General features: G+C 41.8%; 12 protein-coding genes and 1 pseudogene. 6 read left to right on the top strand and 7 right to left on the bottom strand.

The window, feature by feature from the left end; genetic code table 11:
• Positions 1–82: 82 nt before the first annotated feature.
• Positions 83–841 carry an SDR family oxidoreductase gene (locus ACM1ND_RS13605; RefSeq protein ID WP_418026146.1) on the bottom strand — a complete coding sequence of 253 codons (759 nt, stop codon included), beginning with the start codon at positions 839–841 and terminating at the stop codon, positions 83–85.
• Positions 842–1,184: 343 nt separating this feature from the next.
• Here ACM1ND_RS13605 and ACM1ND_RS13600 point away from each other — a divergent pair, with 343 nt between their 5' ends.
• Together ACM1ND_RS13600 and ACM1ND_RS13595 are read left to right on the top strand one after the other, a co-directional pair.
• Positions 1,185–1,604: an SDR family NAD(P)-dependent oxidoreductase gene (locus tag ACM1ND_RS13600; RefSeq protein WP_231517195.1), complete on the top strand. Its 420-nt coding sequence runs from the start codon at positions 1,185–1,187 to the stop codon at positions 1,602–1,604.
• 330 nt (positions 1,605–1,934) lie between these two features.
• Positions 1,935–2,246: pseudogene (locus tag ACM1ND_RS13595) on the top strand (replication-associated recombination protein A); the annotation flags it as partial.
• Between the two features lie 474 nt (positions 2,247–2,720).
• Here the strand turns inward: ACM1ND_RS13595 and ACM1ND_RS13590 are convergent.
• Complete coding sequence (locus tag ACM1ND_RS13590) at positions 2,721–3,293, bottom strand: DinB family protein (protein ID WP_028541603.1); 573 nt, start codon at positions 3,291–3,293, stop codon at positions 2,721–2,723.
• Between the two features lie 1,098 nt (positions 3,294–4,391).
• Between ACM1ND_RS13590 and ACM1ND_RS13585 the strand changes: the two genes are divergently transcribed.
• Positions 4,392–4,865, top strand: a complete 474-nt coding sequence (locus tag ACM1ND_RS13585; protein ID WP_025723224.1) for an ATP-grasp domain-containing protein — start codon at positions 4,392–4,394, stop codon at positions 4,863–4,865.
• A gap of 395 nt (positions 4,866–5,260) precedes the next feature.
• Here ACM1ND_RS13585 and ACM1ND_RS13580 read toward each other — a convergent pair whose 3' ends face one another.
• Positions 5,261–5,980: an NAD(P)H-dependent oxidoreductase gene (locus ACM1ND_RS13580; RefSeq protein ID WP_245248425.1), complete on the bottom strand. Its 720-nt coding sequence runs from the start codon at positions 5,978–5,980 to the stop codon at positions 5,261–5,263.
• Between the two features lie 119 nt (positions 5,981–6,099).
• Between ACM1ND_RS13580 and ACM1ND_RS13575 the strand changes: the two genes are divergently transcribed.
• On the top strand, positions 6,100–6,780 hold the full coding sequence (locus tag ACM1ND_RS13575) for a winged helix DNA-binding protein (RefSeq protein WP_025723225.1): 681 nt from the start codon (positions 6,100–6,102) through the stop codon (positions 6,778–6,780).
• 305 nt (positions 6,781–7,085) lie between these two features.
• On the opposite strand, the gene ACM1ND_RS13570 is transcribed toward ACM1ND_RS13575, so the two are convergent.
• The 3 genes from ACM1ND_RS13570 to ACM1ND_RS13560 all read right to left on the bottom strand — a co-directional run bounded on the left by ACM1ND_RS13570 (position 7,086) and on the right by ACM1ND_RS13560 (position 12,973).
• Positions 7,086–9,251 carry an amidase gene (locus ACM1ND_RS13570; protein WP_418026145.1) on the bottom strand — a complete coding sequence of 722 codons (2,166 nt, stop codon included), beginning with the start codon at positions 9,249–9,251 and terminating at the stop codon, positions 7,086–7,088.
• 296 nt (positions 9,252–9,547) lie between these two features.
• A complete protein-coding gene (locus tag ACM1ND_RS13565) occupies positions 9,548–11,455 on the bottom strand; it encodes a carbohydrate-binding protein (protein ID WP_023988810.1) in 1,908 nt (635 codons plus the stop codon).
• A 1,266-nt stretch (positions 11,456–12,721) separates the two neighbouring features.
• On the bottom strand, positions 12,722–12,973 hold the full coding sequence (locus ACM1ND_RS13560) for a hypothetical protein (RefSeq protein WP_418028046.1): 252 nt from the start codon (positions 12,971–12,973) through the stop codon (positions 12,722–12,724).
• A 137-nt stretch (positions 12,974–13,110) separates the two neighbouring features.
• Here ACM1ND_RS13560 and ACM1ND_RS13555 point away from each other — a divergent pair, with 137 nt between their 5' ends.
• Positions 13,111–13,818: an epoxide hydrolase family protein gene (locus ACM1ND_RS13555; RefSeq protein WP_418026144.1), complete on the top strand. Its 708-nt coding sequence runs from the start codon at positions 13,111–13,113 to the stop codon at positions 13,816–13,818.
• 140 nt (positions 13,819–13,958) lie between these two features.
• On the top strand, positions 13,959–14,177 hold the full coding sequence (locus tag ACM1ND_RS13550; RefSeq protein WP_418026142.1) for a hypothetical protein: 219 nt from the start codon (positions 13,959–13,961) through the stop codon (positions 14,175–14,177).
• 662 nt (positions 14,178–14,839) lie between these two features.
• On the opposite strand, the gene ACM1ND_RS13545 is transcribed toward ACM1ND_RS13550, so the two are convergent.
• Complete coding sequence (locus tag ACM1ND_RS13545) at positions 14,840–15,118, bottom strand: helix-turn-helix domain-containing protein (RefSeq protein ID WP_076159626.1); 279 nt, start codon at positions 15,116–15,118, stop codon at positions 14,840–14,842.
• Between the last annotated feature and the right edge of the window lie 374 nt (positions 15,119–15,492).

Genomic DNA, 15,492 nt, shown 5'->3' with positions numbered 1-15,492 from the left:
CTATACAACAGTTGATCGTGTTCTAAAAGAAAAAGCTGCCTAAGCACCCTCGGAGGGCTTAAGCAGCAATAGGGCTAACATATTAGAGAATCGTTTGAGCGCCATCCAGAACCAAGTCAACGCCAATGGTGAAGCGTGACTCATCCGAAGCCAGATAGACAACAGCTTTGGCAATCTCTTCGGCAGTACCCATGCGTCCAGCCGGAATCCCGTCACGAATGCGGTTAATAACCATCTCACGAATTTCGTCAGACACGCCTAGCTTGTTCTTATCGTAAAGCGGGGTATCAATCGGTCCAGGACTCACCGTATTGAAGCGAATTCCGTGAGACGATAATAAGTCGGAATTCCAGGCTTTGGTCAGGGTGGAAATGGCACCTTTAGTAGCCGCATAAGCGTTGGAATGTGCATATCCGGCATGAGAACTGCTCGATCCCATTAAAACGACAGAGGATGGGTTCGCCATCACTGGAGTTAATGCCTGCATTAAGAAAAATGGAGCTTTTACGTTGATGGCAAACAAGCGGTCAAAGGCTTCTTCATCGATTTGCTCGAATGGACGCCAGTCAGATACGCCTGCGTTTAAAAAGGCAATATCCAGTTTGCCAAAATGTTGTTCAACACGTTCAGCCAGTTGACGTTGGGCGTTGAGGTCTCGGGAATCTGCCTGAAGCACAAGGACTTGATTTCCGAGTTCCTTTTGTGTTTTTTCTACATTTGCCGGGGTTACTCCGGTGACAATCAATTCAGCGCCTTCAGCCAGAAATTGTTTGGCTGTCTCCAAGCCAATTCCGCTGGTGCCACCCGTGATAAGTGCTCGTTTACCTTTAAGTCTAGTCATGTTAAAACCTCCATCGCAAGATACTTACAAGGACAAATATAAGGGGGGAATCAACCAAAGTCAAGTAACTCAGCTTTATATTTTTATTGATGTGTGATAAGATCACTACGTGGACAGGAGACAGTGAACACAAATGAGGAAGAAGTAGCCCGCTGGGGAGATTTCCGACTCGAATCGTGAACGCAAACTTCTTCAAACCTTGTTGGAAGGACAAATCCAAGATGTCGATTCAATGAAGGTCTACTGATGCGTATATAAAAAAATAGAGCAGTTACCTAAGGTAAATATGGACTGTATCAAGAAGATCAATGTCTCTATGGAAGGTGAGTATGAATTGAAAACAATGCTTATTATCGGTGCAGGACCTGGTCTAGGCTTCTCACTAGCCAAGACTTTTGGAAGAAACGGTTTTCGTATCGCACTCGTTTCAAGAACACAGGAGAAATTGGACCAATATGCAGAGCAGCTTGGTAAGATGGGCATTGAAGCTCAGGGTTTTGCTGCCGATATCACTAACAAAATGCAACTTATCAGGGCTTTTCAAGAAATTAAGAATACGTTCGGTACAATCGATGTAATGGAGTTTAATCCGCATAGTGGAAATGTTACTACGACATCTGTTCTGGAAACGACAGATGAGAGCGCACTTCAATTTTTCAACAATGTTGTCATTGGAGCTATAAATACAGCCAGACAAGTCATTCCAGAAAGACAGAACGGGGTGAAGGGGCGCTTCTTTTTACAAGCGATCTTTCCGCAATGAGTCCAAGCCCGATGTTTGGAAATTCAGGTATCGCCATGTCAGGACTCCGGAACTATAACACGAGCGTTTGCTTCCTCTTGGAGTATTTGTGGGCCATTTATCCATTAGTCCTTTAATCAAGCAGGGCACAAGTTTTGATCCTGATCAAGTGGCAGATGCTTGGTACAGTCTTTATGATAAAAGAACAGAGGCAGAGGAAACTTTTCCTAAAGGAATCATGAATTAATCAAAAAATAAAATGATAGGACTAATTTAGTGACTGCCATTAAATTTGCTATGCGGCTTATTTTATCGGTACCCGAGTGAAGGACTAGAACTTGTATCGGTTGCCGAAATAGACAAGAACATAGTCCGATCATTTCTGTATTGCATAATTCCATGCGAAATAGTGATGTGAATGCATCTATTTATTGGTTGTCAAGAATGTTGGAATCAGGTGAAGATCCTTTATTTATCGCTCGTAGGCTCGTTAGGTTTGCAATTGAGGACGTAGGTCTGGCAGACAATAGGGCGTTGGAAATCACTGTTTCGGTGTTTCAAGCATGTCAATTTATAGGGATGTCAGAGTGTGATGTTCATTTAACACAAGCCGTTATTTATCTGACCCTGGCTCCCAAATCGAATTCTGCTTACTTGGCTTATTAATACTACATAATCTGGATTAAGTATTTATGTTTCTGTAGAAGAATAGAAGGCGAAATGATTTTAATTTAAGTGAATAGAGTATTTTAAACTGAGACTACTATCTAATACTAGATAGTGGTCTTTTTGCTGTGTATAATTAAGATGAAGATATCGCGAAAATCCGTATTCATTATCATGCATAAAGATGCAAAGTGAGTTTTTGCTTTTTCTCACTAAATATGAAAATGTGTATTGATGCCATAAGCTTTTTTGATGACTTTTTCTCACTAATTATGACAACGCACAATTGTTGTGTGGTGTCATAATTAGTGAGAAAATTTACAGATTAAACGAGAATAATAATCATATTTGATGTCCGAAGAAAATAAAGTTTTAGACTGATCCGACAAATGCAACAGCGGCAGATAAGGACGCGAAAATAAATTCCTAGACTTGCCGCTGTTGTGGTCAACATTCAGCTATCGTGTCCTGTTAGCCTAATAACTCTGCAGTTTGTAAGAAAGCGTCCAGCCGCTCCTTTTGAAGAAGATGATGACGGTAATGCATCTCCACCATCGTGAACCATTCGACCGCGTTTAACGCGCCGAAGGCTACGGCCGGATGAGTCGCCTTTCGCTGCAGCCGCTCTGGGTCTATGTTCTGCAGCGACGCCCCAATCTCATGCATGCGGCGCCTTGCTTCCTCCAGCTTGGCGACAAGCTGCTCCTTGCTTTCTGGCTGTGGAGGCGTATATTGCAAGTCGGCCGGTACCTGAATGCGAACCGATGGGAAGCTCCCTTGCTCAAACACGGCATGGCCGGCCTCCGTCTTCCCGCCGCCCTCCTCGTTGCCGCCACCGAGCGCCATGCACTCCTCCGCAAGACGGAGCTGCAAGTTCAGCGTGGAATGGGGCAGATGCAGGTACATTTGACCAAGCGACCATTCGTTCTCGCTTGGCTTGCGACACAGTTCCGCCAGACTATACTTGTCCAGCTCCCGAACATAATGCTTCGAAATCTCGTCGAACCTTACCAAAATATCCTTAATCCCTATGTTCTTATTCAGAAGATCATCTCCTCGAATACTGAATTACTCTCATCATATGAGAGGGCTCAAGAAAAAGCATATTCGTAGTTTATATCTTTAATACTTTATTTACCAGTCTAAGACTATATTTTCTAATTACACCGGCCGCTGTCGCTAGCGCGCTGATCGCAAAGCTGACTTCATTCCGGAAGATTCGGGAGCGCAAATGCAGCTGTGCATGCGGGCCACGCGTCGCCAGTCTATAACTTTGTTATCTCAGTCTAGTTCTTTATTGTTTAGTCTAAAACATTATTATTCACTAACAATTGACAATGAAGAAGTAGTACAACTTCTTATTGATTGTATAAATACGCATTTTTAGAGTTGCGTATATTCTCATAAATTTGAAAAATTAGGGTGGACCGAATAACTTCGAGTCACTGAGTTCTCACTAATTATGAAAATGATCGTTGAATTATCATATATTCAGCTTGTTGTTTTCTCATTAATTATGACACCACACAATTGTTGTGTGGTGTCATTGTCTACAGACAATAAGTTGTGTACTAATCGAGAAATAGGCAATAAAGTTGTGTACTAAATATTAAGGAAACATAATAAAAGAATCACTTTTAGTAAAATCAAAAGCCTGATGAACAAGTGTCATCAGGCTTTGTTAAAATCAGGACGGTTGCTTTGGTTTAAATAGAGAGCGATATTAAGGTAAAGAAATATTAGAAAAGTTAAAGACAGGAGAACAATTTATAAGGATTTAAAGTACATATTTTTAGAATTTAATAAAAAATATAAATCACAAATATTGGATTTTGGTACACAACTTTATTGCATATCGCACTGGTGAAAATATTTGTAGTTGACTCGCTAATACACAACCTTATTGTTCGAAGAAAGTTGTGTACAGACAATAAAGTTGTGTTCTAACTTTTAGCAACTTGTGAGTGACTGGAAGCTTGCTAAAACAACCTGTGAAGACGAGTAAGGACGAAGATTGATCAAGGTCAGCAGATTGCAAAGCCTTTTTGGGGTAGCTAAACCAGACCCTTTATCGAAACTTAAAACCAAATAGCGACTTTTCTCTGGAATCCACCGGAGAGAAGTCGCCGTATTTGTTATGGAATGTTTCTTGGTTTTAAAAATGAGATTAATCTATTGTTCTTTATTTATGAATCTTCCTTTCAACCGCTACCGCACTACAACTCAAGGGAAGATATTGTGAGCTGTCTGGAGGAATGGCAGACACCTGTAATTTTGAAACCAGTCTCCGGACAGGGAAGCCTTAATATTTCAATAATCCGCTCTTTCGAACAGATTGAAGACGCGTTGCGTCATAGCATTCAGCAGGATGAATATATATTGGATGGTACGCTGGTGATTGAGGAGTATATAGACGACGGGGAAGAATACAGCGTTGAGGTGCTGACGACTAATGGAAGGCACGAAGTGCTTGCAATCACAACCAAAGAGGTGGTAATGCCTTATTTCATTGAGGCTGGTCACCTGTTACCCGCACCTTTAATAATGATTCTCATTATCAATATATATAGTGTAGCAATTACTACAAAAAATGCAATCGCGAATGCTAGTATTTAGGATTATCAAATCCAGGCTTGCTGTGTGATTATTTATGATGATCTAATTTATGCGTATATGCAGAGGGAGACAAATGCCACGTCATCATTAATAAACTCAGTCGGACTATTTGATTTAATAAGGAGAGAATCGGCAGGCGCCGATTCTTTTAATGGAAAGCATTTTTTTCCCTTTGAGGGATATAGGCCATGCGGCAGGCAATGTCCCAAATGCTCTTTTGACAACCCAAAATCCAAGACTGGCAGGAGGATTAACACATGCCAAACATGCTTAGAAAGTTCTCTTTAGGCCGAGTCGTGGGAACTCCTGAAAGCTTGCAAGCCGTTTCGGAAGATGAAACTTACCAAAAATATTAGTGATAAATGTAGCGATTCACCCTATTTATTGTGCAATAGTCAATAAGTAGTATTCCAACGTTTTGCGAAAAGTTTTTCCGTTTCCATTAGATACAATTGGCGCTGTTCAAGAGTTCGCTTCTCCATACCTGAGTAATTATACCATTTAAGTGAGTTTATACCCATTTTTCGAAAAGTTCCACGAAACATCATTTTGGTGATTGGATTTCCAAATAGCCATCGATAAATATATGTTGGAGTTGCCATAACAGTTAGTAAAGAAGCACCCTTCAAACGAGGAAGCAGACACTTAAATAAACGCCCTGGTTTAGGCTCGCTGTACACGATTCCTTTTGCGAATACCTTATCCAAGAAACCTTTCATCATTGCTGGCATTCCTTCCCACCAGATAGGAAAGATAAAAATAAGGTGATCTGCTTCGAGTAGTCGCTGTTGATAATCTGCAATTAGAGGATCAATTACTTCCTTTGTTCGCCAAGACGCGAGGTCAGAAGCAGACATAACAGGATTGAAGCCGTCTTTATGCAAATCAATCAAATCGATTCGGTGACCACTTGAACGCAAACCTCTTATGGTAGCTGCCAACAAGGCGGCTGAATAACTTCTATTGTGAAGAATATTTTCTGAAGCACCACTTCCATAAGGATGATCAAATATAATAAGAATATTCATATAAAATTCCTTTCTTGTACTTTGTTTTCTTGGAAATAAAATTGTTTTTATGGATACAATAATATATTTTTGTTTCTCTGTTGTCAATAATGTTTCCTTGTATTTTATTTTTTATAATCACTTGGTATACTAGAAATATAAAATCTGAGAATATTTCTTTATTCTCTAATATAAAATCTTAAAAGTAAGAGAGTGAGATTGTAAAAATGAATGATAATGTTGAACAAACGCTTTTAATAACAGATATAATAGGTCACATTGCTGCTGTACAGAAGCGATTTCAGTCAGAAGGCGAAGATGAAGAAAGAAGATGGATGATTAAAAATGCTACTGAATCGGTCGTTATCGAATTTTTAAAGGAAGCATCTGTTCAGATGCTCCATGTCTTGGATGCTATAGGAGAATTAGAGCCAGTCAATGGCATTACAATTTCTAGGCATTTTGGTATTCCTAGAGGTAGCGTATCCAAAATAACTCAGCGGCTGGTGAAACTAGGAGTTATACATGCTGAATCATTATCTTCCAATAAAAAAGAAGTATTATTTCGTTTAACTCCATCTGGTGAGCAAGCTTTCAAATTGCACCAGCAACTTCATGAACATATGGATGATAATTTTAGGATTTTTCTAAGTCGTTATAACCTCGATCAGATACGCTTTCTTTCAGAATTAATGAGAGAAGTATTGGAAACTTCATGGGTTGGATCAGAAATGGTTCCTGTTGAAGCAGAGGATGAACACGAAGATTACAAGTTATCTACTAACAAGATTAGCTCACCTATAGATTTACAACAAAAAAATGAAATCTTAAGTATGTTGCAGAATTTTGATTCGAAGAAGTTGAGCAGAGTAAAAGAATTGATACGTATTGCCTTTCTTGAGGATTGACTAATACCTTGTCTCTATCAAATTTAGGGTTTATGGAGAAACTCTTATAAAAAATGCATGAAGGCACTAAAAATTCTTAGGTCTCCTAAGAATTCTGTACTCTCGACCATAAGTTATTTGGTGATAGCTGGGCTACAGCCCGCTCCCTTCAAATAGCAATTAAATGGAAGCGGGATTGCAACAGCAATAGGAATAGGATATTACACTCTATCCCGTCGCTCAGGCCAGCTGCAGCGATGGCTTCCCTAATGAGAACCTTACGGTCATGGAACCCACAATTATAGTGAGTTCTATGATGTCCTTCGTCATTGGGGTAAAGTGACTGACTTGACTTGAGCAGAGGTATTTCCGTAAATATCCTTGGCCAGTACGAGAATATGCAGCGTATCGGCTTGGGAGGAACCACCCTGTTTGTATTTAGTAGTTGGAAGCGTTGCTGACCAATTGGCTTTATCTTCTGTAATATCGACACGAATGCCATTGACATAAACTTTAAGCTGTGCAATATCGCTTTGATCTGTGACTGAACCTTCCAAAGCGAGAACATCATCCGTGATTGAAGCATTCAATTTAAGTTCAGGGGTTCCTGTTTCCTTGCGTTTAGAGGGTGGGAGAGCAGTTTGCGGGTTATAGGAAAAGGTTTCATCCTCAAGCGCTGGCGTGCGTGCTGCAATAGGACGGTTTTTGGTAGCCTGCTCATAGGAATAAGCGTAACGAAGCAGGTCATTATCGCTGTATGCGGCACCTGCCATCGTCAGATTAACGGGCATTCCGGTATCCTTCATAGCGCCCATACTCACAGACACACTTGGGATACCGTACTCGCGTAGAATGAAATTCGTATTGGAGAAATAGTTGCCATTCTCCCAAGCCTCCTCATAGGATGTTTCATTCACATCGGAGTCAGCTTTGCCGATATTCGAATTTGCCGGGAATGCAATAAAATCAAGGTTGTTTTGCTTCATCCAATTTTCAAAATCAATCTTTCGCACATTTTCAAGCCCCCGTAGTCCTTCATGAAACTGGGGAATTTGTTCGTAAGGGGTGACGCCTTTCTTTATGGTTTCAATAAATACGTCATAGTGGCCAAGGTCTCTGCCACGTTTGGCATCTACCGAACCGGGCGGATTTGGGAAGACGGTTGCAGGGTCGATATTAGCCCATGACGGAAAATTCGGATCGCCCACACTTTTAAGGAATTCCTCAGCAGCATAAGGATTAAGTAATCCGAATTCCTTTTCAACCCACTTTGCCGGCATCAAACCACGTTCCTCAGGTGTTTTTGCTGTTGCCCGGTCTTTCTCGCTGTTCGCCTGCAAGGGGAAGTCAACTTCCACAACCTCAGCTCCAAGAGCAGTTAAATCCTTTACAGCTTTTTCCCATAATGCCTGTATCGAAGGTCTGAATTTGATCGGAGTTGTGGTTTCATGGTCCTTACCAATATAGATTTTCGGAACGCCAATGCGCTTGCCTTTTAAAGCTTGAATGTCTCGCAGCTCTAAATAGGATTTGGGACGGACACTGTTGACAGAAGGGAGTCGAACGGCTTTCTGTTCTCGCCAGAAATCCCCCTTGGTGATCTTATCTTCTACAACGATCACGTCAAGCAAGCGGAGCATGTCCTCGACAGTCCTCGTATGTGGGACAACGACATCCCGTATAGGGAAGAGCGGCCAATTCCCCCGAATGGAGATTAGGCCCCGCGATGGCGTGTAGGCAATTAAACCATTGTTAGATGCTGGTGATCTTCCAGAGGATACCGTTTCCTCCCCCATACCGAAGGCAGCGAGGTTGGCGGCTGTTGATACGCCAGATCCGTTAGAGGAGCCAGAGTACCAAGCTGCAGCCAAATAATTTGGATTGTACGGACTTTCAGCACGGCCATAAACGCCTCTTTGCATTCCCCCTGCTGCCATTGGCGGCATGTTGGTTTTACCAATGAGCACCCCTCCGGATTTGCGTATCTTCTCTACTGTAAAGGCATCGTCTTTTGCCATCAGATTTTTGAAAGCTGGAGATCCAGAAGCGACAGTGAGTCCCTTAACCTTGTAGCTGTCTTTAACCGTGTAGGGGATGCCTTGCAGTGGACCGGTCTTAATACCCTGTGCCCTTAGTTGATCAGCCTGAGCGGCTTCTTTTAGTACGTCGGGGTTCAGAACAGGGATGGAATTCAGCCGAATGCCACTAGCATCATAGGCATATACGCGGTTAAGGTACAGGGCGGTGAGTTCGACACTCGACAGTGCTCCTGACTTCATCGCGTCCTGCATCTGAGCAATCGTAGCCTCTTGCAATTGAAATGTAACTAGGGAGGAGACGGGTTCACTACTGGTTTTACTTGAGGAAGAGGGCGAAGGGGTGGCGGATGCAAGGGAGCATCCCGTGAGAGTTAAAATCATACCAGTCGCGATCCATTTGCAATAATTACCGATTACATTCCTTGCATTCGCTTTTAGCATTCGTGCGCACATAGCATTTTCACTCCTTAAATTAGATAGGATCAGGAATTTGAATAGAGAGGAACGAGAAATTCATAAATGTTTCTAATTATACTACTTATTTTCATACGAAATGTCAATTTTTGTAATACGGATATAAAGGGAGCCATTTAAGGTAAAATGGTGCCCGAGATTACACTAGGGAGCTTCCCTAGCAAATCCCGAGCACCAGAGGGCGTTTTCCATGGGTTACACTTGTAAGTCACTGAGGATGGAACACCCAGACATTCTCAATATAGTAAACATTTGGCTAAGATAAATACGAGCGATCATAATGAAAATTCAATGAAATCCACGTAGGCATCCCAGGTTCCGTCATCGCTCGTCAAGGTGAGTTTGACGTCCTGATCTCCGGTAGCGTGAGTAATGTTGGATAAAGTTTGGACAGTCGGCGTTTTGCCCGTGAAATAAAAGGAACCCACAGTTACTCCTCCAATAACCAAGTCCACTTTGGCCGTACTAGCATTGCTTGAAGCCCCCCGTACTGAGATATTATGCGTAGGGTTGGCAAAATACTGTGAGTATGATGCATAGTCAGCAGTGGCATACAGAGCAGCCCCGTCAAAAGGTGTACTGATCTTGCCCGCATAAGTGCCGCCAATGTTCATGTTCTCAGCTTCAACCTTTGTCCCCGTATTGTTCCCCGTGTTGGGGGTAAACTGCCAGGCATCCAAATTAAATAGATTGCCGTTTCCTGTCCCAGTAAACACCAGATAAATGTTGCGAACCCCAGTTGCATTATTGATCGTGGTCTCTACTTCTCTCCAGGTCTGCATACCTCCAGTTGAAGGTACTTTTAAGGTGCCGACTAAAGGGCCTGTCTCACTGTCAAGACGTACTTCAATACTACCACCGACATTTGTGGCAACATTGGCTTTGAACGTCTTTGCTCCGGTAGAGCCAAAATCAGCCTTCCCGACAGCGACCCAGTCCCCATTGTGAATATTGGTCACATTCAGATTACTGACCGGACCGCCAGTGGCTTGAGTGGGCTCGGACGTAATACCCGCCTGCCACGCCATGGTTTCCGCTTCAACTCTGGTATATGGATTTAGATTGGATAGCTGAGCTATTCCAGTCATATTCCCTTGTACCTCCTGGATGCTTCCATCGGTATTGTACACCAGCTTATTAATGTGAGGAGAGCGATAGCCTTTTCCATTTCCAATTTGTGCCTTGCTGACCGTTTGGGCATGATACACGACGTACCACTCATTTTTAAAGTTAAATACAGCATGGTGGTTGTTGCCGCCAACGCCGAAGAATGTATAGGGGTTTTTCAGGAAATGGCCTTTATAAGTGAAGGGGCCCATCGGGTTATCGCCGACCATATAGCCGATTTCACCTGCAGGGTACTGTGGCGGGTGTGTCCCGGCAAAGTTAATGCAGTAGGAATAATAGTATTTGCCATTGTACTTATGAATACCGGAATCTTCAAATAAGTAAGGTGCATCAATGGTGGTTGTGCTTCCAACAACACTTATCATATCGGCCCCCAACTTGATCACTCTAGCTGTTTTAGGATTAGCAATGGAAGCGGGATCGGATTCGTTAGGAATTCCCCCACCGCTATACAGGTATCCTGTGCCATCATCATCCACCAACACAGCCGGATCAAAAAGCCATGTCACGCCAGCCATTCCAGGCGTACTATGTGTCACAAGCGCTTTACCGAGGGGGTCTGTCCAAGGTCCGATCGGCGTGTCTGCTGTCAGGACTCCAATTCCTGCCCCACCATTGGCAAAATAAAGAAAGAATTTATCTTTGCCATTCAATTTTTTATGCGCAATTGCTGGAGCCCAGGAGTTAGAGGCCCATTTGGCAATGCCTCTACCGTTGTTCTTGTTGTTGGCACCTGCGACCGGTATCGTTCCGTGATCCGTCCAATTCACCATGTCCGCGGAGGAAATGACCTGGATGCGATCCAGTGCACTGAAGTCATTGTCTTTAATCGATCCATCATTGTTATAAACATACGTATCACTTGACATGTAGACATACACCCTTCCACCATATACCAATGAATAGGGATCAGCTCCCAATTTATGATCCACTAGAGGGTTGGAATTTCCAGGGAGTTTAGCCAGTGGTCGATTGGCAGCATCTACACTTAGCACGAGAGAGACACCAAGCAATAAAGTGAAGGAGAGAAATAAAGCTAGACATTTTCTAATCATAACAATAACCTCCGTTTTTTTATATGGTCCAAAGCCGAGCTATTCGTAAATTTATCAAACTCAAGAATATACTCAGACCTCTACCCGTAAGGAGAACTGCTGTGAAGAGGGCACGAGAAATAGACATGAAATCGCTTACATTTATTGAATTTAAAAGTGAACTACGAGAGGAGAGTCACCATATACTGGTCTCTGTTCATTTATTGACAACTCCAGTTATGTGTTGGAGAAAGTATAGTAATCATAAACATTGGGTTATTAAATATTAATATGTAAATTGATTGCAAATAATGGTTTTATTTGGCGCAATCATAGCATGTTCTATCAAAAATAACAATATCATTCTATTTTCTAAAAAAAGCGAATCGAAAGGAACGTAAATTACGATACCAATGGCATGCTGGACCTTTTGCAAAATCGAGATATCCGACCTGTTATTCCAAGCAAGCGCAATCGACGGGTGAAACTTTAAGTTGGCATTAGTTAAACACACTATGTCCATACGTTGTATGCTGAACATGACTGGATAAAATATACGAGTAATTAGTATGAATGATTGCAGCAGAAGAGGCAGCCCTGCAGGGATGCTTTTGCCTGTCCAGGGGAGATAGCATTAATGCAACACTGATATCCAATTTCCAGTATCCTAAATTAGTGCAATAAATGTTCTAAAGTTAGTATGGGCAGTTACCTGATTCATTCATTATTATAAATGCTGTAATCTACATTACCTAGAGTGGGGTGACAAAGTTGAACGAAAGTAAAAAGAAGACGATCGGCAGTCTGCTGATGGTAGGTGTGTTGACATGTCGGCCGTGTTGAACGGGTGCAGCAGCAATAACGAGCGGTCACAAGCCGGGTGACACAAAAACTACATGTGCCAAGCTGGAGATAAGAATGGTAAATACGATCAACCGGTAACAATTACGTATTTGTTACCATGGGGTCCAGATGTTAAGTTCAAACCAGGAGAAATCATACCAAATGGACAAAAGAAAAGCTGGGAATCGAGTTGAAAAATCAGTAGGTTTCTCCATCCACAAACAATGCATTTAAGACAAAACTGCGTTTGTCTCTTGTATCAAGCGCTGACTTGCCCGATATTATTTCATATCGCGGCGAATTTAATTTGGTTCGAGAACTGATTGAATCTCTGACAAATTTGTGGAAGCCGGCGAATTGTTTGATCAATATGCTGACGAGACATGGAAGGAATGTCGAGGGACAAGAACATGGCCCGATTACCAATTATCCAACAAATGGTAGTCATCTTGAACTTTCGAGTTCGTTATCCGTTTCACGGATCGACTTTATCACAAATTCAGAGAAAGCTTTTACTGTTGGAGATAACCACTTTTTCTTTTTAATCAGCATATGGGAGTATATCGGATCGAACTTTTCGGAATGACTTACGATTTTAAGTTTTCCTCTATTAGTGTATCCCAATTGCGATGCAGCCCCTGTATAACTTCCGATTTCGATAATCGTCTGAAATGTAATAAGGTGTCTAATTTCCATCGATGTTCTCCTTAGGTTTAATTTCTATCGATAAAAATGATAATGATTTTGAATATTTCAATTTTATTAATGAACAGATCCAGCATACAATGGAATCCTTCTGATCGTAAATTAATCTACAAGGGAGGAAACAATGAATGGAACCGTTCAAAATTTCAATTCCAGAGCAACAACTGCATGATCTGTCTATCAGACTAAAACAGGTTCGATGGCCTTCGAGTTTCTCTGTAGAACCATGGGCTCTGGGGACAGACCGTTCCTTTTTAAAGAGATTAGTTGATTATTGGAGTACGGAATACAACTGGCGTGAACAGGAAGCATGGTTAAACCGTTTCCCGCAGTTTATGGAACATGTGGATGGCTTCGATATCCACTTTGTACACGTTCGGGGTGAAGGCACATCCGCACGACCACTGTTGTTGACTCATGGATGGCCAGGATCATTTGTAGAGATGTTAGAACTAATCCCTTATCTAACAACTCCATCACTATATGGTGGACATGCTGAAGAGGCTTTTGACGTGATTATTCCCTCATTGCCAGGCTTTGCATTTTCGAGTAAACCCACACGACCGGGAGTGGGGTCCAAATACGTAGCTACGCTTTGGGCAAAACTTATGGATCGTTTGGATTATGAAAGGTATTTGGTTCAGGGAGGGGATATTGGAGCAGAGGTCTCAACGTGGTTAGCATTCATGTACCCTGAACGGGTGATGGGACTTCATCTCAATTATATTCCAGGAAGCTACAAGCCACCCCTCACTCCGAATACACCATCTGTTAGCGAAGAAGAGCAAGCTTACTTAGACATGATTCCCCAACCGGTCTTGCCAGCTGGATGGTAGAAAAATTTCAAGGTTGGAGTGACTGTGACGGGGATATCGAAAGGTCTTTCTCACTTGATCATATCCTCACTAACATATCGATTTACTGGTTTACCAATTCGATTGCTTCTTCCATGCGAATATATACTGAAGGCAGCAAAATGCCACTGCATTTCACCGAAGGTCAGCGTGTTACTGTTCCAACAGGGGTTTCCTTATTTCCCAAGGAGCTGCCCACGCCTCCCCGAAGCTGGGTAGAACGCGTCTATAATATTACGTACTGGGAGAAAGCGAATAAAGGCGGTCATTTTGCCGCTATGGAAAATCCTAAATTGTTTGCCGAACATCTAAATCATTTTTTTCATTCATTAAGCATCTGATCGTCTCTATCCTTAAGAGGGTTATGAACAACCAGTACATTTTTTACCAGACATATATTTACCCCTTAAAGGGGAATGGACACAAAGTTGGCCCTCAAACTTTGTCTCAGAGATTACCACAGTGAAACTGGAGTTGACCTGACTACTAAGATCATGTGAAAAGGGGCAAATTTTAATTTTGTGTTACTGTAAAATATGTAAATGCAAAGCGGTAACACAACTCAATATTCTTCTACAAAATCACATATGAGATTCATTCCGCTACGGTAGGTTCACATATTAGTCCATATAAAATGAGAAAAATATCGGGGTGTATACACTTAAATAGATACATTTATCCATACTTCTCTTAATGATAATTCAGCCTAGTATATTCACAACCTCAACCATACTACACAGCTTCGATATTGTTATATGAATAAAACTGATCGAAACCGTCTGTATCACTCACTAATCTCAAGGCAAAGGAACATAGATGATCCAACAAAATAACCAGTACTCTTGAATGAACTTACAGGGCAAAGAGAGCTTGGAATAATTCATGCGCATTAAAAAGCTCATGTCGTTGGCTTTGCGTCTAGTTATCGAAGAAAAAAAGGACATTGACCATTTAATTAGTCGCTTATTTAGCGGCTTTTTATATTTTGGAACGACTGCCCGAACTAAAGATGAGAGATTTTATTATATTTCCGGAAAGTGTACAGTTCATACTTTGGAAAACCTGACAAGGCCTTGATCGATATGTGGGTGAAAAGGAAAACTGAAGAGGGGGTTATTCGAAAAAATAAATGCGGTGAAACTTGGGGGCACAGTCTAATAAAGCAATTTAATCGCTCTGTAAGCTTGCTAATGATCTCAAAAGAGGGCATCGCATTTCCTTTCTCAATTTGACTAATGTAACCTCTGGTTCCAACATCTCTAGCTAGATCCTTCTGACACATTTATAAACCTTTTTGTAAGTTCTTTATCTTCTTCCTAGTAAATAAGAATTTGTGTAGCCACGGTATTGGAAGAGGGAGAGGGCTTGGTAATTACAATCGAGCCCTTTTTATTTACAGGTGCAGGGTATGTCGTTGAGCAAACGGATGGATGGCCTTTATGTGTACCCGACAATAGCTCTGTGGCACAACATGAGCATACCATAATAAGGTGTCTCAGCCGGTGAATACAAGAATAAGCAAAAGCTATAAAGAATGAACTGTACCCTGTCAGTCAGACATGAAGAAGAAACTATGTCTACTTGGCAGGGTACTTTCATTGGTTTCTCTGACTTAAGGAGGAAGAATTGATGTGGAAGAAATGTAGTTTGTTTTTA

The sequence above is a fragment of the Paenibacillus sp. JJ1722 genome, from assembly GCF_048282685.1.
Classification (GTDB): Bacteria; Bacillota; Bacilli; order Paenibacillales; family Paenibacillaceae; genus Paenibacillus; species Paenibacillus polymyxa_B.
Note: the sequence above shows the minus strand (reverse complement) of the source record. Positions and strands in the feature narration are given on the sequence as shown.